The 20,883-nt window shown below is 67.1% G+C and carries 19 protein-coding genes; 2 read left to right on the forward strand and 17 right to left on the reverse strand.

The window, feature by feature from the left end:
- Positions 1–35: 35 nt before the first annotated feature.
- The 5 genes from ACOGXA_RS04180 to gatC form a co-directional block, all read right to left on the reverse strand.
- Positions 36–1,190: a nitroreductase family protein gene (locus ACOGXA_RS04180; RefSeq protein WP_419926025.1), complete on the reverse strand. Its 1,155-nt coding sequence runs from the start codon at positions 1,188–1,190 to the stop codon at positions 36–38.
- Positions 1,187–2,428, reverse strand: a complete 1,242-nt coding sequence (locus tag ACOGXA_RS04185; RefSeq protein ID WP_419926026.1) for an alkyl sulfatase dimerization domain-containing protein — start codon at positions 2,426–2,428, stop codon at positions 1,187–1,189. Before ACOGXA_RS04185 ends, ACOGXA_RS04180 begins: the two co-directional genes overlap by 4 nt.
- 62 nt (positions 2,429–2,490) lie before the next feature.
- A complete protein-coding gene (gene gatB / locus ACOGXA_RS04190; protein WP_419926027.1) occupies positions 2,491–3,930 on the reverse strand; it encodes an Asp-tRNA(Asn)/Glu-tRNA(Gln) amidotransferase subunit GatB in 1,440 nt (479 codons plus the stop codon).
- A gap of 11 nt (positions 3,931–3,941) precedes the next feature.
- The gene (gatA, locus tag ACOGXA_RS04195; protein ID WP_419926028.1) at positions 3,942–5,357 is read right to left on the reverse strand and encodes an Asp-tRNA(Asn)/Glu-tRNA(Gln) amidotransferase subunit GatA; all 1,416 of its coding nucleotides are present in this window, start codon (positions 5,355–5,357) and stop codon (positions 3,942–3,944) included.
- A complete protein-coding gene (gene gatC / locus ACOGXA_RS04200; protein ID WP_419926029.1) occupies positions 5,354–5,659 on the reverse strand; it encodes an Asp-tRNA(Asn)/Glu-tRNA(Gln) amidotransferase subunit GatC in 306 nt (101 codons plus the stop codon). The genes gatA and gatC overlap by 4 nt, the downstream gene beginning before the upstream one ends.
- 130 nt (positions 5,660–5,789) lie before the next feature.
- On the opposite strand from gatC, the gene ACOGXA_RS04205 reads away from it, so the two are divergent.
- Positions 5,790–6,221, forward strand: a complete 432-nt coding sequence (locus ACOGXA_RS04205; RefSeq protein WP_419926030.1) for a hypothetical protein — start codon at positions 5,790–5,792, stop codon at positions 6,219–6,221.
- A gap of 75 nt (positions 6,222–6,296) precedes the next feature.
- On the opposite strand, the gene ACOGXA_RS04210 is transcribed toward ACOGXA_RS04205, so the two are convergent.
- Entirely contained in the window at positions 6,297–8,192 is a 1,896-nt protein-coding gene (locus ACOGXA_RS04210) for a protein kinase domain-containing protein (RefSeq protein ID WP_419926031.1), read from the reverse strand.
- A 143-nt stretch (positions 8,193–8,335) separates the two neighbouring features.
- Here ACOGXA_RS04210 and ACOGXA_RS04215 point away from each other — a divergent pair, with 143 nt between their 5' ends.
- A complete protein-coding gene (locus ACOGXA_RS04215; protein ID WP_419926032.1) occupies positions 8,336–8,755 on the forward strand; it encodes a hypothetical protein in 420 nt (139 codons plus the stop codon).
- Here the strand turns inward: ACOGXA_RS04215 and ACOGXA_RS04220 are convergent.
- The 11 genes from ACOGXA_RS04220 to ACOGXA_RS04270 are packed head-to-tail and all read right to left on the reverse strand — an operon-like array spanning position 8,752 to position 20,883.
- Positions 8,752–9,279, reverse strand: coding sequence for a MarR family winged helix-turn-helix transcriptional regulator (locus ACOGXA_RS04220; RefSeq protein WP_419926033.1), 528 nt, complete (start codon positions 9,277–9,279; stop codon positions 8,752–8,754). The genes ACOGXA_RS04215 and ACOGXA_RS04220 overlap by 4 nt on opposite strands.
- On the reverse strand, positions 9,276–10,517 hold the full coding sequence (locus tag ACOGXA_RS04225; RefSeq protein WP_419926034.1) for an aspartate aminotransferase family protein: 1,242 nt from the start codon (positions 10,515–10,517) through the stop codon (positions 9,276–9,278). Before ACOGXA_RS04225 ends, ACOGXA_RS04220 begins: the two co-directional genes overlap by 4 nt.
- 43 nt (positions 10,518–10,560) lie before the next feature.
- Positions 10,561–11,352, reverse strand: coding sequence for an LLM class F420-dependent oxidoreductase (locus tag ACOGXA_RS04230; RefSeq protein ID WP_419926035.1), 792 nt, complete (start codon positions 11,350–11,352; stop codon positions 10,561–10,563).
- Complete coding sequence (locus ACOGXA_RS04235) at positions 11,339–12,172, reverse strand: ATP-binding cassette domain-containing protein (RefSeq protein ID WP_419926036.1); 834 nt, start codon at positions 12,170–12,172, stop codon at positions 11,339–11,341. Before ACOGXA_RS04235 ends, ACOGXA_RS04230 begins: the two co-directional genes overlap by 14 nt.
- A complete protein-coding gene (locus ACOGXA_RS04240; RefSeq protein WP_419926037.1) occupies positions 12,169–14,490 on the reverse strand; it encodes a xanthine dehydrogenase family protein molybdopterin-binding subunit in 2,322 nt (773 codons plus the stop codon). The genes ACOGXA_RS04235 and ACOGXA_RS04240 overlap by 4 nt, the downstream gene beginning before the upstream one ends.
- Positions 14,490–15,203, reverse strand: a complete 714-nt coding sequence (locus ACOGXA_RS04245; protein WP_419926038.1) for a class II aldolase/adducin family protein — start codon at positions 15,201–15,203, stop codon at positions 14,490–14,492. Before ACOGXA_RS04245 ends, ACOGXA_RS04240 begins: the two co-directional genes overlap by 1 nt.
- Complete coding sequence (locus ACOGXA_RS04250; protein ID WP_419926039.1) at positions 15,200–16,672, reverse strand: aldehyde dehydrogenase family protein; 1,473 nt, start codon at positions 16,670–16,672, stop codon at positions 15,200–15,202. Before ACOGXA_RS04250 ends, ACOGXA_RS04245 begins: the two co-directional genes overlap by 4 nt.
- The gene (locus ACOGXA_RS04255; RefSeq protein ID WP_419926040.1) at positions 16,669–17,757 is read right to left on the reverse strand and encodes a zinc-binding dehydrogenase; all 1,089 of its coding nucleotides are present in this window, start codon (positions 17,755–17,757) and stop codon (positions 16,669–16,671) included. The genes ACOGXA_RS04250 and ACOGXA_RS04255 overlap by 4 nt, the downstream gene beginning before the upstream one ends.
- Positions 17,758–17,809: 52 nt before the next feature.
- Positions 17,810–18,244 carry a hypothetical protein gene (locus ACOGXA_RS04260; protein WP_419926041.1) on the reverse strand — a complete coding sequence of 145 codons (435 nt, stop codon included), beginning with the start codon at positions 18,242–18,244 and terminating at the stop codon, positions 17,810–17,812.
- A complete protein-coding gene (locus ACOGXA_RS04265) occupies positions 18,241–19,851 on the reverse strand; it encodes a GMC family oxidoreductase (protein WP_419926042.1) in 1,611 nt (536 codons plus the stop codon). The genes ACOGXA_RS04260 and ACOGXA_RS04265 overlap by 4 nt, the downstream gene beginning before the upstream one ends.
- A 33-nt stretch (positions 19,852–19,884) precedes the next feature.
- Positions 19,885–20,883: a sugar ABC transporter substrate-binding protein gene (locus tag ACOGXA_RS04270; RefSeq protein ID WP_419926043.1), complete on the reverse strand. Its 999-nt coding sequence runs from the start codon at positions 20,881–20,883 to the stop codon at positions 19,885–19,887.

Consider the following 20,883-nt stretch of genomic DNA (forward strand, 5'->3'; position numbering starts at 1 on the left):
GTGTGGACACCCGGTCTTCATGGTGGTTAACAGGATCACATTGATGTCTCGACGTGGGCTTTGAAGCCATCCACCACTCGCTGCATGTTGGTTCGGTGGACGCGGAGGCGGTTGGCGATGATGCGGTGCTCTTTTTCGGGGTTCTGCTCGATGAACGTATTGAGGCCGGAGGGGCCGGGGCCGAGGAGAAGGCGGTAGATCAGCCGGGTGCCGCCGCCCATGAGGGGTTGGAGTTCGAAGCGCCATCGGGCGCCGGGGTTGTCGGGGTCGGAGGTACACCAGCCGAAGGCCGCGGGCGCCTCGCACACATCCACAAAACACGGCACCTCCCAGTCGCCCATGACCTCCAGGTAGTTGCGGCCGGTGAAGGTGGCGCCCAACGCAGGGCCGTCGAAGCCCTCGTCCCAGGTCGCGCCGGTGAACTCGTCGGAGAACTGGGCCGGCAGGTCGATGTCGGTGACCGCGGCCCATACTTCGTCCAACTCGGCTGCAATGTCAACCTCCACCATGGTGCCGGGGCCGTCGGCCATGCTCACCGGGGTTGCCGGACCTGACTCATAGGTGCGGCCATAGCCGTCGAAGAAGGTGATCTTTCGGGCCGGGGTGCGGCGAGCGGGGCGGAAGTCGGTTCCTATGGTCCAGGCCACGGGGAATATGGCGATCTCGGTGATCTCGTCGGGGATGCCGAGCAGTTCCTTCAACTCAGAACCCTTGGCCAAGACGGCCGTGGTCCAAGCAGTGCCCAGCCCCCGGGCACGCAGGGCCACGCAGAAGCTCCAACCGCTCTGGATGACGGAGTCGAACAGGCCGGGAGCACCGCTTCCGTCGTGGCGGCCCACGATGGCGGGAATGACGATCGCCGGTACCTCGGCCAAGTGCTCTGCCAAATGGGCCCCCGAGTTCACCGTTTTGGCCTGGGGATGGTTGGTGCCCTCCAGGCGGTCGCGGGCCTCGAGCATGAAGCCGCCCACCACCTCGCGGTAGAGCCGGGCCAGTTCTTGTTTGATCTTAGGGTCGCGCACCACGATCCATCGGCGGCTGGTCTGGTTGCCCCCGGTGGGGGCCTGCTCGGCGATGTCGATGCAGTCGAGGATGATCTGGTCGTCCACCGGCCGCTCCAGATCCAGCCGCCGCCGCACCGCCCTCGTCGTGGTCAGCGCCAAATCCACCGCCGCTGTGTCTATGTTCACGTTTTGGCGGCTTCGTTGTAGATGCCGCGGGACATTAGCGACTGCTCTTGGCTTCGCCGCTGCCGGTACACCTCGGCTCGCTGCTCGATCACCGCTGGGTCATCGGGAGCGGCTTGGGCGGCCCACTCGGCGAGATGGCAGGCGAGCCGCAACTCGCCCATCTCGGATAGCTCGACGGCCCGGGCAGCCAGCGCCGAAGCACCCCCGGCCAGCCCGGCCACCTCAGCGGCCACCGCCCCATCAGGTGCGGGCTTGAGGTGAGCGGGGTTGCCGTCGTACCAGCCCCCGTATAGGCGCCAGATGTTGCGAACCACGAACTCGGGCTCGTCGTAGTTGGGTCGCAGGTAGGGCTTGGCCAGCAGATCATCGGGCACCCGCACCTGGTGGATGATGTCGTCGAGGCGAGCGCCGGCGTTCATCATCTCCAGGGTGTCGGCCACCAGCCCCTCCAGCGCGGTGGCCACATCGTCGAGCACCGTGGCGATGCGCCCCTCTCCCTCGATGGGCAGGCCGTGAGCGGGCAGGAGCAATGCGGGACGCAACTCGATCATCCGGCGCAGGGCGGCGGCCCATTCAGCGGGGTAGCGCTGCACCTTCTGGGGATTGCCCGCATTGGGGAAGAACCAGATGAACAGGTCGCCCGCGAACAGCGCCCGTGACTGGGGCACCCACACAAAAGTGTGGTCGTCGGTCTCACCTTGGGCATGGATCAACCTCATCGATGTGCTGCCCACCTCCACGTCGAGCGTGGTGGAATAGGTGGTTTGGGGGCGCACCCATTCGCCGTCGAACAGATCGGCGAAGGGGCCATCGCCGAATTGGCGGCGGTTGATCACCTGGTTGTATCCCGAAGTGAGGTCGTAGCGGTCGAATCGGCGCTCCACGTCCTCATGGGCCAGCACCCGGGGAGCGGGTCGCCCCTGTTCTCGGGCTTCTTCCACAAAGACGCCGGCCCCGCCGACATGATCCACGTGGCCGTGGGTGTACACAATGGTGTGGACTGGATGGTCCTTCCACCGGCGGAGATGATCCCGCGCACCGGGGGCGAACCCCGGCAACGACGTGTCGATCACCACCAGCCCCTCATCGGCGGCCACCGACCAGATATGCGAGAAGGCGCACACCAAGGCAATGCCATCAGCGATCTCGTGGAACGAGCCGTCCATGGGCTGTACCGACTGCTGCCCCTCATGAATGCCTTCGTCGATATACCGGGCCGACCGCTCCAGCAGCGTCATACAGGCCAGCACCCTACCCCGTCATCCTCGGAGTCCACCGGGGAAGACGGGGTTGCCGGCTGCTAGCCGCGGCGGGAGCTGAGGAGCTGGGTCACTGCTTTTCCGTCGGCTCGGCCCTGGGTGGCCTTCATCACCTGGCCGACGAAGAATCCGGTCAGCTTCTTGTCGCCTTCGCAGAAGCGAGACCACTCGTCAGGGTGAGCGGTGATGAGGCCGTCGACCATGGACTCCAGCTCGCCGGTGTCCATGGCCTCGAATCCCAGTGACTGGGCCGCGTCTTGGGGCGATCCCCCGCTCTCCACCAGCGAAGCGAGCACCCTTTTGGCCTGGGTTGCGGTCAGCTCCCCCGCTTCTTCCATGGCGACCAGGCCAGCGAGCGATTCCGGCGACAGAACCCCGGCCCCGTCGGCCAGATTGTGAACAATGTGGGTCATCACCCGCTCGGGTGCCCCTCCCCCGCCGATGGCGGCCAGCGCCAGATCATCCATCGAGCGCTCGACGGCCAATGCGATGTGGTCCGCCTCCACCGAGGGCGCGGCCTGCACCAGCCGAAGCCGGCGATCGCGGGGCAGCGGGGGCAACTGGCGGCGGATCTCCTCCACCCACGCGGGGCTGGGGTCTAGGGGCAGCAGGTCGGGCTCGGGGAAATACCGGTAGTCGTAGTCCTCCTCCTTGGAGCGAAGGGCGTGGGTGCGCCCGTCGTCCTCGTTCCAGTGCCGGGTTTGCTGCTCGATGGGCTGCCCGGCGGTCAAAAGGTCGATCTGGCGGCGGGACTCGTATTCGACGGCCCGGCCCAGCGACCGCAGCGAGTTCACGTTCTTGATCTCGCACCGGGTTCCCAGCCGGTCGCAGCCCACCGGCCTCACCGAAACGTTGCAGTCCACCCGCAGCGACCCCTCCTCCATCTTGCCGTCCGACGCCCCCACCGCCACCAGGATCGACCGCAGCTCGGCCACATACTGGCGGGCCTCGGAGGCCGAGCGCAGCTCGGGATGGCCGACGATCTCGATGAGCGGCACCCCGGCTCGGTTGTAGTCCACCAGCGAGTAGCCGGCCTCGTGGATGCGCCCTCCCCCGCCGATGTGGACGGTCTTGCCGGTGTCTTCTTCCAGGTGGGCCCGCTCGATGCCGATGCGCCTGCCCGAGGGCAGCTCCAGCCAGCCGTCGACGTTGATCGGCTGGTCGTACTGGCTGATCTGGTAGTCCTTGGGCATGTCGGGGTAGAAGTAGTTCTTACGGGAAAACACCGACGGCTGGATCCGGCAGTTGAGGGCCAAGCCCACCCGGATGGCCAACTCCACCGCCTGCTCATTGAGCACGGGGAGCGAGCCGGGCAGGCCCAGCGACACCGGGTCGATGTGGGTGTTGGGCTCGCCGCCGAACCGGTTGGGGCTGGCGCTGAACAGCTTGGTGGCGGTGGCCAGCTCGGCGTGGACTTCAAGCCCTACCACCGTCTCCCACTCAGTGTCGGCCGGGGCGCCGAGGCCAGGCACTTCGCGCATCCCCGTGCTCATCACAGACTCGCTTCCAGCACCGCAGCGGCCCGGAACATGACCGGCTCGCCCAGCGCGGGGGCCAAGATCTGCACGCCCACCGGCAATCCGTCGTTGCCGACGCCGTAGGGCACCGACATGGCCGCCTGGCCGGTGAGGTTCACCGACACGGTACACACGTCGCTCATGTACATGGCCATGGGATCGGCGGTGCGCTCACCCAGCGAGAACGCGGTGGTGGGCGACGTGGGGCTAATCAGCAGGTCGAACTGCTCCCACACCAAGGCGAAGTCGTTGATGATGAGCGTGCGCACCTTCTGGGCTTTGCCGTAGTAGGCGTCGTAGTACCCGGCCGACAAGGCGTAGGTGCCGAGCATGATGCGGCGCTTCACCTCGTCGCCGAAGCCGGCGGAGCGGGTGGCGGTGTTCATCTCCGGGGTGCTGGGGGCGTCCACCCTCAGCCCATAGCGGACGCCGTCGTAGCGGGCCAGGTTGCTCGACGCCTCGGCCGGGGCTATCAGGTAGTAGGCCGACAGCCCGTACACCGCCGCCGGCACGCTGGCCTGGCCCACTCGGGCGCCGGCTGATTCCAGCGCGCCCACCGCAGCCTGCAATCGCGCCGCCACATCGGCGGCGATGCCGTCGCCGCTCAACTCGGCCAGCACCCCCACCCGGAGACCGCCCACTCCTTCGACCAGCGTCTCAGACACCGGGGGCTGAGGCTGTCTGATACTGGTGGAATCCCGGGAATCGGGGCCGGCAATCACGTCCAGAACCGCGGCCGCATCGGCCACCGTGGTGGTGAGCGGGCCGATCTGGTCCAAAGACGAGGCGAAAGCCACCAGGCCATAGCGGGAAACCAAGCCATAGGTGGGCTTGACGCCGACCACCCCGCACAATGCAGCGGGCTGGCGGATCGAACCGCCGGTGTCGCTGCCCAGCGCTATCGGGGCGAACCCGGCGGCCACTGCGGCGGCGCTTCCCCCCGACGAGCCCCCCGGCACCCGGTTGGGATCGCGCGGGTTGCGGGTGGGGCCGAACGCGGAGTTCTCAGTGGAGCTTCCCATGGCGAACTCGTCCATGTTGGTCTTGCCAACCAGCACCGCGCCGGCATCGCGGAGCCGCTCGACCACGGTGGCGTCATAGGGAGGCGCCCAGCCTTCGAGGATGCGGGAAGAGCAGGTTGTGGGCACCCCTCGAGTACACAGGTTGTCTTTGAGCGCCACCGGCACGCCGGCCAGCGGACCGGGATCGCAGCCCTGGGCCACCGCGGCGTCGATTTCGTCGGCCCGAGTCTGCGCTTGTTGTGCGGCCACCAAGTTGAATGCGCTGATATCGCCGTCGCCCTCTGAGATCGCGGCCAGGTGGTCGTCGACCACCGATCGGGCCGAGCGCTGAGCCGTGCGTACGGCCGCCGCGATCTCCACGGCGGTCACGGGGCCTCTCCCAACACCGGGGGAACCCGGAACTGGCCGCCTTCGGCCTGCGGTGCGTGGGCCAGCACCTCGTCGCGGTCCAACACATCGCCCGGGGTGTCGGGCCTGAGCAAGTTGGAGACAGGCAGCGCGTGCATCGTGGGATCCAAGCCCCCGACATCGAGGGCCTCCACCTCGGCCACATGGTCTAACAGCGCATCCATCTGGACGCTGAACCGATCTAGCTCGTCGTCGGTCAGGTGGAGTCGGGCCAAAGCGGCCACATGGCCGCACTCGTCCCGGGTGATTCGTTGGTGCCCCATACCGAAGCGACATCGTACCGCCCAACCATCGCTTTGCCCGTGCCCCAATGGTTGCACCACCGTCGTGGGTGTGGGGGGCTACCGCCCAACCATCGCTTTGCCCGTGCCCCGATGGCGATACGTTGCCGAGATGGGGGCGCACCCGTTTCTCAGCCCTGAGTGGATTGAAGCAGCCACGGCGCTGCGCGATGAGCTGGCGCCAGTCGCCCCTGATCCGGTTCAAACAGCCAGGGTCAACCTGGTAGTCGCCGAAAGCCCTTTCGGCGACGGCGAGTTCCGGGCCTACATCGACACCGGGGCCGGAGGTCCGCTGCCGGTACCGGGCAGCCTGGACTGCCCCGACGCCACCGTGATGCTCGACTACCCGGCAGCCCTGGCCGCTTTCGTCGCCGACGACCCAGACATCGTTGCCCAGGGGTTTCTCACCGGTGCTCTCAGAGTGGACGGCGACTTGGCCCTGGTCCTAATCCTGTTCGGAGAGGGGATGACCGATGAGCAGGCTGCTTTCGCCCGCCATGCTCAGACCCGGCTGCGGGCCATCACAGTGCTCAGCGATGACTGATCCCTCAGCTCTCGCGGGGTCGGGCAGGATGTGGTGCTGGTCGGCCGATCACAGTGCTCAGCGAGGACTGAGCCCTCAGCTCTCCTCTGCCCGGGTGATGAGGCTGATGCACGCCCCAAAGTCCACTACTGCTTCGGCCGGCGGGTTGGTCGCCAACACCTCCGTGTCGGGCGGACCCTCGATCTCGCCCCGGCACAAACCGATTGACTCCAGGATCTCAGCGGCCTCCTCCACGCCGAGGGTGGCCAAGAAAGGCACTCTCACCTGCTCGGGACCGTCTGAGACCACCACCGTTACCACCGAGCCGGCGGCCACTTCTGTTCCCGGCGCAGGCTCCACCCTCACAACGTGGTCAGCTTCCACCTGATTGTTCTCCACCCGCCATTCGAGCACTCCCAACCCGGCCTCTTCCAGTTCCTCAAGAGCTAGGGCCAGCGACGTGCCCGCGTTGATTTCGGGCACCAGCCGGGGCATCGGTCCGAGTGACACCACCAACCCCACGCGGCTCCCCCGCTCGGCCTGGGGGAGCATCTCGTCTACTTCGATGACAACCCCCTGAAGCATGGACTCGTCGTAGCGCTCGGTGATCTCTCCCGCCGACAGACCCGCTGCCTCTAGGGCATTCACGGCGTCCTCCACCGCCAGTCCGGCCAGGTTGCTGGGAATGAGCGCCAACTCGGGGCCCAGCGAGATCCAGACCGTGACCGTCTTGCCCCGTTCCAGCGCAGTGCCCGGCTGGGGCGCCTGGCCCAGCACTTGGCCCGCCACGGTGCCGTCTCGGCGTTGCTCGCGGCGGTTGAGCACCCAACCGAACTCATTCTCGATACCAACCAGATCGGCCTCGGTGGCGCCGGCCAGATCGGGTACCGGTTGGGTCTCAGTGCCGAACCAGTTGTCCCACAGCGTGTAGGCGCCGAATCCCACAGCCCCCAAAAGCAGCAGCGCCACCAGGGGCAGCAGCAGTCTTGGAACCGCCGCGGGGGCAGCCTGTGATGGGGTGCTGAGCTCCTGCCGCCGCTCATGGGCGGGGGCGCCGGCTTGACCTGCGGTCTCACCCGGCTCGGGAATCTCCGGCAACGCCCTCGACAGCGGAAGAGGCCCGGGGCGGGGCAGCGACTCCGCCGCAGCCAACAGCGCAATGGACAGATCGCGTGCGCTGGGACGGTCGTTCCTCTCCGGTCGCCCCGCCTGCTCCAATACTCGGCCCAAGCGGCCGAACTGTCCGGCCAAATCCAGATGCCGGCTCATCTTGGCCATCTGGGTGTACTCGGGGTCGTCGGACTCGAATGGCACCCGGCCCGACAGCGCCTCGGTGAGCACCAAGACCAGGGAGTACACGTCGCTCTTATGGCCGGGGGTGAGGCCCTGGGCCTGCTCGGGGGAGGCATATCGCACCTCGTCGACCGCCATGAAGACCGACCGGGCCATCAGCGCCCTCCCCACACCCGACGAGGTCATGATCCAAGACGTGCCCCGGTCGGCCAGGCGGACCCGGCCGCGGCTGTCGAACAGGATGTTGGAGGGCCGGACATCGAGATGGACGAACCCCTGGCTGTGCAGGTGCTCCAACCCCCGGGAAGCCTCCAAGCCAACCAACAGAGCCTGCGACGGCGACAGCAGGTAGCCGGTCCCCAGGATTCCCCCAAGGCTGCCGCCCATCACGTATTCGCTCACCACGTAGAGGCCGATATCGGAGTCTCCCCAGTCGTACACAGCCACCAGGTGCGGGTGGTTAACCGCGGCGGCTTCCTCAGCGGCCTCCAAGAATCGGGCGGCGAACAGCGGGTCGTGTCTATTCGCCTCGGCCAGGATCTCCTCGGGCAGCAGTTTGACCGCCACCTGGCGCGACGCGGCCAGGTCGTAGGCCAGGTAGACCTCGGTGAACCGGCCGGCGCCGATTCGGGCCGCGAGCCGGAAGCGCCCTCCCAGGACTCGGCCGATCACCCCGGTCTCGCCGCTGCCTTGGGACACGCCTTGAGGGTACCGGCTGTTCCGTGAGATTCTGCGCCACCCAGGGTGGCCCACCACCCGGCCGGCGAGCACACGGGCCCGGCGGGCGTTCGTCCGCCCACCCATGCTTGGGGTCTTGCCCGGCCAGCGGGCACACTGTGAGGGTGCTGGAGTCCATTGTGCTGCGCCGGGTGTTGTTGGCCGCCGCGGCCCTGGTGGGCGCGGCGGCCATCTTGTCGGCCCTGTGGTTGGCCGAAACCGACGACAACGACGTGTCTGTGACCGGCAACGCCGCAGTGGACGAGCTCATCCCGCCTCGCGGCGCCGAGGTCCTCTCCCAAGAAACCGTCGGCATCGACCTGGCCCTCGGCTATGACGCCCGTCTGGCCATCAACGGGGTGGCCATACCCCGAGAGCAGCTGCGCCATCTGCCCAACCTCAACCGCTTCACCTTCCGACCCGATCAGGACAAAGTGATCGAGCGTCTTCAAGCCGAGCAGAACTGCGTGCAGGCGATCTACTGGCGCCAGGCGGCCGGTGCCGAGGCTGCCAGCACCATCTCCTGGTGCTTCACCGCCTCTTAGCCGTCCGAGCCTTCTGCCCAGCCTTTGCCATCGAGGGACCGGAGGGAAGCCTCCAGCTTTCGCAGGTATCCGGCGAACTCCTCCGGCTCTCCGGCCTGCAACCACTCCAGCCGTGTGCGCTCGCGATCCAGGTGCTCGCCCATGAGCCGGTCGATCAGGACTCTGCCCTCAGGGCTGAGTTGGGCCATCATGACCCGGCGGTCGTCGGGGTCGGGCACCCGCGACACCAGGCTCAGCTTCTCGAGCTGGTCCAGCCGCCCGGTCATGCCCCCGGAGGTGAGCATGGTCATAGCGGCCAACTGGCTCGGCTTCGCCTTGAAGGGCTCGCCGTTTCGCCGAAGAGCGGCCAACACGTCGAACAGGCCCAAGGTGAGGCCGTAGGGGCGGAGGAACTCGGCCATGGACTGCTCGAACAGGCGGTCTATGCGGGAGATCCGCCCGAAGATCCCGATGGGCGAGGCATCCAAGTCGGGGCGCTCGCCGGCCCACTGCTCCAAGATCGAGTCCACCCGGTCAAGGGTCACGACAACTCCCCCAGTACCGTCCCGGCGGTGTCCACTACTCGGTCTACCTCGGCAGGGGTGAACGTGAACGGAGGGTAGATGCCCAGATGGTCGGCCTGGGCCCGAACGAGCACCCCGGCCGCCTGTATGCGCCGCTGGGCCTCGGCCACCAGGGGCGCCGGGCTGTCGCCGCGCAGCTCCACCGCGGCCAGCATCCCCTCCCCCCGAACCTCGGCCACCGCCGGCAGAGAGGCCAGCGTGCCGATTCGCTCCTGAAGATGCCGGCCGGTTTGGCGACTGTGGCCCACCAGTTCCTCCCTCTCCATGATCTCGATCACCTTCAGCCCCGCGGTGCAGGCCGCGGGATGCCCGCTATAGGTGTAGCCGTGCATCAGCTCGATGGAGCCTTGGGGATCTACGAACGCATCATGAACCCGATTGCCGGCTACCGCAGCTCCCATTGGGACGTAGGCCGATGTCAGCCCCTTGGCTGTGGTCATGATATCGGGAACCACCCCATAGCGGTGGCCGCCGAACCAGTGCCCCAGCCGTCCGAATCCGCAGACCACCTCGTCCAACACCAGGAGCACGTCGTTGCGGTCGCACATCGCCCTCACCTGGCACAAGTAGTCCTCGGGGGGTGGGAAGACGCCTCCGGCGGCCTGCACTGGCTCCATTATCACTGCGGCTATGGTGCTGGGATCCCGGTAGGCCAACTCCCGCTCCAGGGCGCCGATGTCGTGGGCCGGAACCTGGGTGCAGCCTTCCAGCAGCGGGCCGAATCCGGCCCGGTTCTCGGTGAGGCCGCCCACTGAGATGCCGCCGAAGTTCATGCCGTGGTAGCCCCGGTGCAGCGACACGAATCCGGTCTTGGATCCCTGGCCGACCCGGCGCCAGTACCCGCGGGCCATCTTCAGGGCCGTCTCCACCGCCTCTGAGCCGGAGTTGGTGAAGAAGACGTGGTCCAGGTCGCCCGGGGCGCGGGCGGCCACCGCCTCGGCCAGCTCCCGGGCCCGAGGATGGCTGTACCCGAAGAGGCAGTGATACTCGAGCGTGCGGAGCTGCTCGGCCACCGCGTCGGCGATCTCGGTCCGGCCGTGCCCCAAGATCACACAGGCCACCCCGCCGGCGGTGGCGTCGAGCAGTCGGGTTCCATCGTCGGTCACCACGTAGTTGCCGTCCCCGGCCACCACCACCGGCGGCGTGCTGCCGCCCGCCGAGGTGAACGGCATCCACAGGGCGCCGGTTGCGCTCCTCATGCGGCCCGCGCCCATTGCCGCCTCTGTTCTTGATCGGCCCGTCTCACAATCCGCTCCGCGAATCCCGCCAGGCCAGGAGGGAGCCCATCTCTTCGATCCGATAGTCGGGGCCCGAGCGGACCAAGATGAGATGCTCGGCCCCGGCAGCCGCATAATCGTCATAGGTGGCATCGCTGGCAACCTCGAACAGCGCCACCGTCCTCTCCACCTGTGACGGATCGCGCTCGGCCCGCTCGCACCAGTGGTCCAAGACCCGGTTGAGGCGGGCGATCTCGTCGGGGGCGCCCCACCCGTTCCAGGCGTCGGCCAACCGGGCGCACACGTTCAGGGTCATACGCTCCCCCAGGCCGCCCACAAGAATGGGGAGTGGGCCTGCCGGGCCGGGACGGAGCTGGCCCAGCCGATGGCGGATGCGGTGGATGGCGACCTCCATCTCGCGGATCCGATCGGCGTCGCGGGGCATGGCGTACCCGTAGGACTGGTAGTCCCGCTCCAACCAGCCCGACCCCAGCCCGAGCACCACCCGGCCCTCGGACGCGTGGTCGACTGTTCGGGCCATATCGGCCAGCAGATCGGGGTTGCGGAAACCCGTACAGGTGACCAGCGGGCCGATCAGGGCTGTCTTGGTGACCGACGCCATGGCGGCGAGCGTGGTCCAGCATTCAAAGGCAGAGCCTTCGGGATCGCCGTCAATGGGAAAGAAGTGATCAAAGGTCCAGATGCTGTCGGCCCCGGCCCCATCGGCGTACTGCCAGGCGGCCACCATTTCGCCCCAACTCACATGGTTGGGCCGTATCTGGACGCCCACCCGCGGCACCATCTCAGGCGCTTTCATGGCCATCTGTCCCTTCATGAGATGCGGACAGCCCGGTGATGAGCGACACCAGCTTCTGGGCGTCGGTGCTGTGGGCGTCCAGCAGTTCGATGAGCTGGCCTCGGCGCATGACCGCAATCCGGTCGGCGAGCCGAAACACCTGGTCGAGGTTGTGGCTCACCACGACGATGGTCAACTTGCGCTCTCGCAGCGTGGTGATGAGGTCTTCCACCCGGGCCGTCTCGGCGATTCCCAGCGCCGCGGTGGGCTCGTCCATGATGAGCACCTCGTTGCCCCAGTTCATGGCCCGGGCAATGGCCACCCCTTGGCGCTGGCCCCCGGAGAAGTGCTGCACCGGGATTCGCGCCGATGGGATCTTGATGTTGAGCCGCTGGATGATCTGCTCGGTCTCACGCCGCATAGCCCGTTGGCGCAGGAATGTGAACGGTCCCCATCCCACTTTGAGCTCCCGCCCCATGAACAGATTCTGGGCGGCATCAAGGTTGTCGGCTAGCGCCAAGTCTTGATACACGGTTTCGATGCCCGCGGTCCGGGCGTCCAGGGGAGAGCGGAAGCGGCGGGCCACACCGTGCAGCACCACTCTTCCCGCATCGGGCTGCTCTGCTCCGGAGATCACCTTCAGCAGGGTGCTCTTCCCAGCGCCGTTGTCGCCCACGATGGCGGTGAGCGTCCCAGTGGGAAAATCCAGCGAAACGTCTCGAAGGGCAACCACTCCGCCGTAGCGCTTGTGGATTCCCGCCACGCTCAGAGCGATGTCCGACGCATCCGGCCCGCCTGAACGGGGTGCGTCGACAACAGATCTCGATCGGCTCGCAGTCATGATCTCGCTCCGTGAAGTTGGTCGAACAGAAAGTCGGGCGACACCGGCACCCGGTTCACCTCCACGCCCAGCCCGGCCAGAGCGTCTTCGATGGCGTTGGCCACCGCGGCTGGCGGCGAGATCGCCCCAGCCTCCCCCACACCCTTGATGCCCAGCGGGTTGAGCGTCGATGGGGTCTCCAAATGGGTGACCGACAAACCGGGCACCCCAGCGGCGTCGGGAACTAGATAGTCGGCCAGACTGGGGTTCTGGGGCTGCCCCTCGGCGTCGTAGGCCACCTGCTCGAACAGCGCAGCCCCGATCCCCTGGGCCACTCCCCCGGCGATCTGGCCGTCCACGATCATCGGCGACAGCAACGGCCCGCAATCATGGGCCACCACGTAGTCGAGAATCTCCGCCGCGCCGGTGGACGGGTCAACCGCCACCCGGGCCACGTGTACGCCAGCCGCAAAGGTGACGGTGGGTGGCTCGAAGCAGACCATCTCCTCCAAGCCGGCGCTGCTGCCGTTGGCCAACACCCCCCCGGGGGCGAAGCCGGCGGCCACCTCGGACAATTCCATGCGGCGGGTGGGGGTTCCCACCACCTCCACCGCGCCGTTGCGGATGCACAGGTCGGCCGAGGCCACCTCCCACTGCCCGGCCACCGCATCGACAATCCGGTTGCGCAGCGCCGTGGCGGCTTGGTGGATGGCGCTGCCTGCCACCACCGCGCTGCGGCTGGCCAGCGTGCCCCAGCCGAATTCGACCGCCGCGGTGTCACCTCCGATCACCGTCACCCTTGCGGGGTCGGCCCCGAGCGCCTGTGCGCATACATCGGCAAACACCGTCTCATGGCCTTGGCCCTGAGAGCAGGCACCTGTGGCCACTTCCACCCAACCGGTCTCGTCTACCCGCACTCGGGCGCTCTCAAACGGGCCAACCCCCGTGCCTTCCACATAGGAGGACACTCCAACGCCCACCAGCCGGCCGGCTTGGTCCCGGGCCCCTCCCCTGAGCCCTTTGGAAATGTCGCTCATGGCAATGGCCGTCTCGAAGCAACCGGAGAAATCGCCGCTGTCGTAGGTCATGGCAGTGCCGTCTCGGTAGTTGAGCCCGACGGAATAGGGCATCTCTTCGGTGGAGATGAGGTTGCGGCGGCGAAGTTCCACCGGATCGATTCCCATCTCTCGGGCGGCCACGTCAAGGATGCGGTCCATAGCGAAGACCGCCTCGGGCCGGCCCGCCCCCCGATAGGGCGAGTTCGGGGCCTTGTTGGTCACCACCGCGGTGGCCTCCACATCCAGCGCCGGTACCCGATAGCACCCGCAGAGGTGGGCCAGCGTGTTGTAGGGCTGGACGACGCCAAGGGGGTTGGCTGCCCCGCTGTCCATTACGAAGCGGTCGCGTACTCCCAGGATTCGGGCGTCGCCGTCAAGGGCCAGTTCGATGTCGTGGATCTGGTCGCGGGACTGAATGGCGGCTATGCCGTGCTCGCTCCGCTCCTCCACCCATTTGAGCGCCACGCCGAGTTCCAGTGCGAGAAAGGCCAAGATCATCTCCTCGGCGTAGGGAATGGCCTTGACCCCGAATCCGCCGCCCACATCGGGGGCTACCACCCTGATCCGGTGGGACGGGTGCCCCAGGGATTTGGCCAACGCGGTGCGCAACGGATGGGGAATCTGCGTGCTGCTCCATACCGTGAGCAGATCGGTGCGGGGATCGTGCTGGGCCACCACGCCCCTAGGCTCCATGGGATGACAAGCCAGCCTTCCCGAGTGCAGTCGGCGGCGACTCACGTGGGCCGCGTCGGCGAAGGCGGCGGCAATGTCGCCGAAACCGGCGGCAACGAACAGCGACCGGTTGTCGGGCCAGTGGTCGTACAGCCGGGGAGCGTCGTCGGCCAGTGCGGCAAAGGGGTCGACCACCGCCGGGCGGCTCTCCAGGTCGAGGCCCACCCGATCGGCCGCATCCGCCGCACCGTAGGGAGTGTCGGCGACGACTACGGCAATGGGGTCGCCCACATGGCGCACCCGGTCTACTGCCAGCAGAGGCCGCCCCTCATGACGCACGAACAGCCGGTCGTCACCTAGAGATTCCAGCAATCTGTCCTGGTAGACGCCGCCGTCGGCTTCATTGGGCGCCATGGTGTCGATCCGCCCGATCAGGTCTTGGCCTGTCCAGCCGACAACGCCGGAGGGCAGTTCCACCCCGATTACATCGGCGTGGGCCACCGGACTGCGCACAAACGCGGCGTACCGCATCGACGGCTGCTCGATGTCGGCCACGTAGCGTCCGCCTCCCCGCAGAAGCCGGGGATCCTCGCGCCGCAGCTGTGTCATCAGGTCGTCTCCATGGCCCAATAGTCCCACTGGGTGTGGGTGTACTCCTCCAGCGTGAGGCCGTCGGTCAACAGATCGTCGGTGAGCTCGTTTCGATCGATGGCCTCCACCGATCCGATGCCCTGGGCCATGATCTGCAATCGGGCTGAGCGCTCGAGGTTGACCGCGCTCACCGTGGCCTCCTCGATAGACGAGCCCACCACGGTTAGGCCATGGCCTTTCAACAGCACGCCTTTGCAGTCGCCCAAGGCCGCGGCCACCTCCCGGCCGCGGTCGGGGTTGTCGATCTGCACGGCGGAGTCGTAAACCGGCACGCCGTCGGCAAACAGGGTACACAGATGCCACACCGGGGCGAGGGGAACGTCGGTCATCGAGAACGCGATGCAGTGCATGGGGTGGGCGTGGATCACTGCGCCCACGTCGGGTCGTGCCTGATATATCTCGGTGTGCATGAAGCGCTCGCCGGGGGCGTCCATGGACCCCTCGACCATCTCGCCGTCCAAGTCCATCACTACCACGTCGCCTGGCTCGGTCTCGGCCAGGTCTTTCACGTCGTCGTGGGTATGGCCCAGCACCGCCACCAGATCGGTGCCGGGGATCCGGGCCGAAGGGTGGCCGAAGGGCCCGATCAGCCGCTCTCGGACCAGAATCCGAGTCGAGGTGGCGATCTTCTCCTTGAGGACGGCGATGGCCTCGGCGGGGTGGTTGCTCATGGTCGTGCTCCGATGTCGAGAACGTGGACGACTTTGGTCCGGGTGTAGCTGATCAGCGACTCCATCGACCCCTCTGCTCCCAGCCCGGAGTCCTTGTATCCCCCGAACGGGGTTTCCAAGAAGTGCTGGCCTCGCCCGTTGATCCATACGCATCCGGCCTGCACTTGGCGGGCGGTGTCCATAGCCCAGTCCAAATCGTTGGTGATGATGTTGGCGGTCAGCCCGTAACGGGTGGCGTTGGCTTGGGCGATGAGGTCGTCTCTGTCGCGCCATTCCAGCACCGACAGCACCGGACCGAATATTTCCTCGGTGGCGATGACATGGCCGGGCGTCACCTGGTCGAACAGCGTGGGCGCCAGGTAATACCCGCCGTCGTGTACGCCCCCTGGAGTGCCTCCACCCCGGACCAGTCGGGCGCCCTCTGATTTTCCGGTCTCCACGTAGCCCCGGACCAGGTTGAGCTGGGGCTCGGAGACCAGGGGCCCCATGGTGGTTGCCGGATCGAGGGGGTCGCCCACCTTGACTTGGTCGAGCCGGGCGGCCACTGCGTCCACCACGTCATCGCGCATTCCAGCCGGCACATACAGCCGCGATGTCGACCCGCACGACTGCCCTTGGGAGGACTCGAAGTTCATGCCCCCCACGGCCTGCTCGGCCACATAGGCGGGGTCGGCATCAGGGGCGGCCAACAGGGGGTTCTTCCCGCCGAGCTCGACGGTCACGTGCTTGACGTGGCCCGACGCAGCAGCAGCCTCCATAACCCGCAGGCCAGTGGTTCCCCGCCCGGTGAACCCGATCCGGCCGATCCCCGGGTGGGCCACCAATGCCTCGCCGGTGGTGGCCCCATCGCCGGTGAGCACGGTGAGCACGCCGGGGGGAAGGATCTCCGCGGCCAGATAGGCCACCTCCAGGGGGGAGATCGGCGTCTGATCGGGGGCCTTCACAATCACCGTGTTGCCGGCAGCCAGGGGGGCGGCCGCGTGGAAGAGGGTGAACATGAGCGGGTGGTTGAAGGGCAGAATGCGGGCCACCACGCCATAGGGCTCAGGCAGCGTCAGATGGAGGCCCTTGGCCGAAGCCGGGAGGGTTTTGCCGTGCAGCTCGCGGGCAATTCCGGCGAAGTAGTCCAGGGAGTCGGCCCCGTAGGCCGCGTCGTTTCGCATGGCGGCCAGGGGATTGCCACTGTCCAGGGCGTCGATCCGGGCCAGCCGCTCGGCTTGTTCCCGCACCGCGTCGGCCAGATCGCGGAGATGTCGTCCTCGCTCAGCCGCCGACAACGCCGCCCATGCCGGCTGGGCCGCCGCCGCCGCCTCGACAGCCCGATCCACAACCTCGGCATCGGCCAGCGGAACTTCGGCCACTGTCTCGCCGGTGCCCGGTGCCTTGGCCGCCATCTTTGCGCTTGCGGAGACCTCGCGGCCCCCTACCAGTAGCGGATAGCGATCTCGGATGGCAGCTTCAGCAGTCATGGGACGATCACCGGCTTCATCTCCGCCCCCGCCCGCATCGAGGAAAGGGCATCGGCAATTTGATCCAGCGCATAGGTCTTGGAGCACACCACCGACTCCAGATCCAGCGCCTCGCCATGGCGGTCCAAGAACTGGAGGGCGTCGTAGAAATGGGAGATGTCGGCCGACAGGGAGGTCCGCACCGTGAGCTGGCGTACCTTCATGGCCGTGGTGGCCACCGGCACCGTTTGTCCGTGGGCTTGGCCGATCACCATGAGCGCGCCACCGACCCGTACCATCTCCATTCCCTCGGTAAAGGCGTCGGGAGGCCCAGCGCACTCGAACACCACGTCGGCGCCGCGGCCGCCGGTCAGGTTGCGGACTGCCTCGATTCGCTCCTCGGGTTCGGTGTGGTCGATGTCGATGCGCGTAGTGAGACCCCACTTCTCGGTGGCCGCTAGCCGGGAGGCGGGCGCGCCAATGAGCACCACTTGGTGGGCCCCGCTGTGCAGGGCCGCCGCCGCGCACAGAACGCCCACCGGGCCGGCACCGAGCACGGCCACGGTGTCGCTGAAGCGGACGCGGGGCAGGCGGTCTAAGGCGTGCATCACCGTGCGGAGGGCGCAGGTGGCCGCCGACGCCAGCGGACTGGACACGCTGTCAGGCACCCGCAGCACCCGTGAATCGGGCGACACGTGGAGGTGCTCCGAGAATGTGCCGTTGACTGCCCCCTCCTCGTACGGCCCCCACCCGTAGCCCATGGTGTTCTCGCAAAGGGTGGGTTGTTTGGCTACTGCGCAGAAGTAGCAACGACCGCACCAGTTGTGGGCCCAGATGATGCGGTCGCCCGGTCGCAGCGGTTGGCCGCGGGCGTCGCGCTCCAATCCCGCGCCCAGCTCTAGAACCGTTCCGGTGCCCTCGTGACCCATCACCAGCGGTAAGCGGGCCAACTGCTCGAACACGCCGTCGGAGATGTGGACGTCGGTTCCGCACACCGTGGCCGCGTCGATCTTCACCAAGGCGCCCCCCGGCAAAACCGGGCCGAGCTCCAGGCGCTCGACCGCGGGACCCCGGGCATAGTCGGACAAGACTACGGCGCGGCTCATATTGACAACTCCACGGCCGCTCCGTCTTCCCTATTCACCCGGTTTGTCCAAGTCATTCTGGGGCCTTTCGCCATATCGGGCCCCGTTCGACAACCGGGTCGAGCAGCCCTTCGGCCACCCACTCGGTGTAGGCGAAGGGATCATAGGTTTTGGCCACCTGGCCCGGATAGCCGATGTGGTCGCGCACCACCGGGCTGAGGTAGTAGCAGGCCGCCACCACGGTGGTGAGAGCGGTGTATGCATCTTCATCCTCAGAAAGTAAGGCCGACAGCCTTTCCATCGTGAACGTTGCCGGATCGAGAGCAGTCAAAGCCTCGGCCAGCGGTTGGCGCAGATCGTCGCGCCATCCCAGCACCTCGTCGAGATACGAGTCCACCGCCTCCACTTCGGAGGCCGAGGGCATGCCATGGGCCGCGGGCAGCATGATGTCGGCCAGCTGTTTCAATCGGTCAACGTCGATAGCGGTGCGGTTGTCGGCGGTCGTCATGCCGGGACTTTCTGCTCGCTTCGGTTTTGAACCAGCAGATCGGCAGTCCGCAGCGCCAGTGCAGTGATTGTGCAGGTGGGGTTGACCCCCGAGCTAGTCACGAACACGCTGGCATCGGCGACATACAGGTTGGCCACATCATGGGCCTGCTGGCGGGAGTTGACCACAGATGCCGCCGGGTCGTCTCCCATGCGGGCCGTACCCATGAGGTGCCACCCCGAATAGGGAATCATGCTGGCCACCGCGGTCTCCTGGCATCCCGATGCTTTGAGCGATTCGGTAGCCCTCTCTTCTTGGAAGGCCATCAGCCGCCGAGAGTGGTCAGAGATCCGATAGGTCACCCGGGGCGCGGGAATGCCGTGGCTGTCGGTGCGGTCCGGGTCGAGTTCCACCCGGTTGTACTTCTCGGGGAGGTCCTCCCCGAAAATGGCCCAACTCGCCCCCCGCCCAAATGTCTTTCCCATGAGCACGTGGTGATCGGGTCCCCACACCTCGTTGCCGGCCCTCATGGGCAGGATGTGGTTGAGGGGGCCGCCGACTGGCGAGAGCGCCCACTTGGCCCCCCGCGCAAACTCTCGGTCGGCGTTGGTCTCGTAAAACTGGTAGGTGGTGATGCTGGCCCCGAAGTGGCCCTGCCAGCCCTCAACCTGATCGTCCCACCACCCGGTAACCACCGAGAAGGGGTGCATCATCAAGCGCCGACCGACGAGGCCGCTGGAGTTGGCCAGGCCTTCAGGGCAGTGGCGGTCATCCGCCGACAGCAACAGCAGGCGGGCCGTGCCCACCGCGTTGGCCGCCAGGATCACCACATCGGCTTCCTGGTGGTGCTCGACCCCGGCACGGTCCAACCACACGGCCCCGGTAGCCAGGCCCCGAGGCCCGATGGTTACCCGGGCGACCCGGGCGCCGGTGATGAGTCGAGCACCGGCGGCGGCCGCCTTGGGCCAATGGGTCAGGTCGGTGGAGGCCTTGGCCCCCTCGGCGCATCCCGAGGTACACACTCCCCGCTGCACACACGGCCTCCGCCCGTCGTAGGGGGCCGACAAGATAGCGTTGGGCTCGGGCCACCAGTGCCACCCCAGCTTGTTGTGCCCCTCGGCTACCCGCCGTCCGGCCACTCCCAAGGGCAGCGGCGGAAGCGGGTAGTCGTCATGGGGCGGGTAGGCCGGATCGCCGGCCAGGCCGGACACGCCGATCTGCCGGTCGATGGCGTCGTAGTACGGCACCAGGTCGCGGTAGGCGATGGGCCAGTCATCGGCAACCCCGTCCAGGGTTCGCACCCGCAGATCTGATGGAAGCATCCGCGGCCACGTACCGGCGTAGATGATCATGCTGCCCCCCACGGCGTTGTACATGAGGGGCTCGATGTCCGAGTCGTCGTACACCACTGGGTAGTCCTCCGGCCGATTCCGCACGTTGGGGCTCATGGCCCAGTCCTTGCGGATGGCCAGTTCCCAGTCGGGCCGGGTTCCGGGGAACGCAGACCTGTCGGGCCAATCGCCCTGCTCGAGGCAGACGACATCGAAGCCGTGCTCGGCCAAGTGGCGCGCCGCCACCCCGCCGGAAGCACCGGCGCCGATGATGAGGACGTCGGCCCGATAGGTCATGTTCGCTATCGAAAATCCAGAGAGGAAGAACCCCTACCGGAGATCGGCGTTGGTCGTGCCTTCGATAGTGTCGGCATCCACCACGATGGTGGGCGCCTGAATGAAGTAGCCCTGGCCGGTGCTACCGGTGGTCAGGTACTGGTGGGCGACCGCAGCGGTCTGCCAACCCCACTGATAGCCCCGTAGCGCGATGGTCATATCCACGCCGCTACCGGCCCGGATCTGGTCGAACACCGCCGGCTCGCCATCGGTGCCGCTGATGAGGATGTCGGCGTGGTCGATGCCCGCCTCTTCCACCGCGGTGGCGGCACCCAGGGCCAGGGCATCGCTGTCAGCCCAAATGCCGTCTAGATCGGGGTTGGCAGTCAACGCGTCCTGAGCCAGGCGGAGGCCCTCCTCGGCGGTGAAACTGTTGGCGCTCTGGTTGAACACAACTTCGATGCCGGGGTTGGCCTCCATGGTGTGCTCGAAGCCCTCGCGACGCTTCTCCACGTACTCGCTGGCCCCTGGCCCGCCGATGCGGGCGATCTTGCCCGATCCGCCGAGCTTCTCGACCATCCACTCGCTCTGCTTGGTGCCCTCAACGCCCCAGTCAGTTCCGATGAAACCGATCTCCGGGGCGGCTTCCTGCACGCTGTCACCGGTTGACAGCATGGGAATACCGGAGGCCGCAGCGGCCTCATAGGCGGGAATGAGCGCTTGGCGGTCGCCCGGCGAGGCGATGATTAGGTCGACTCCTTGCGTTACGAAGTCCTCGATCTGAGCCACTTGGTCTTCGATCACATAGGCCGCGTCGGCCGCGACGAAGTTCCAGCAGTTCTGGGCGCCGAAATCGGCCAGACCGGCTTCGAGGTCGCGGAAGTACAAGATGAAGGTAGCCAAGTTGGCGTACCGAACCTCGTAGGTCTCCTCACACACCCCCTTTTCGCCGGACGCGGCGTCGTCGTCATCGTCATTGCCGCATGCCGACACCACCAGCCCAAAGGCCAGTAACAGTGCCAGCAGCTTGAACAACAGGTTCTTGGTTTTCAT

The sequence above is a fragment of the Candidatus Poriferisocius sp. genome, assembly GCF_965208475.1.
In the GTDB taxonomy this organism is placed as follows: domain Bacteria; phylum Actinomycetota; class Acidimicrobiia; order Acidimicrobiales; family Bin134; genus Poriferisocius.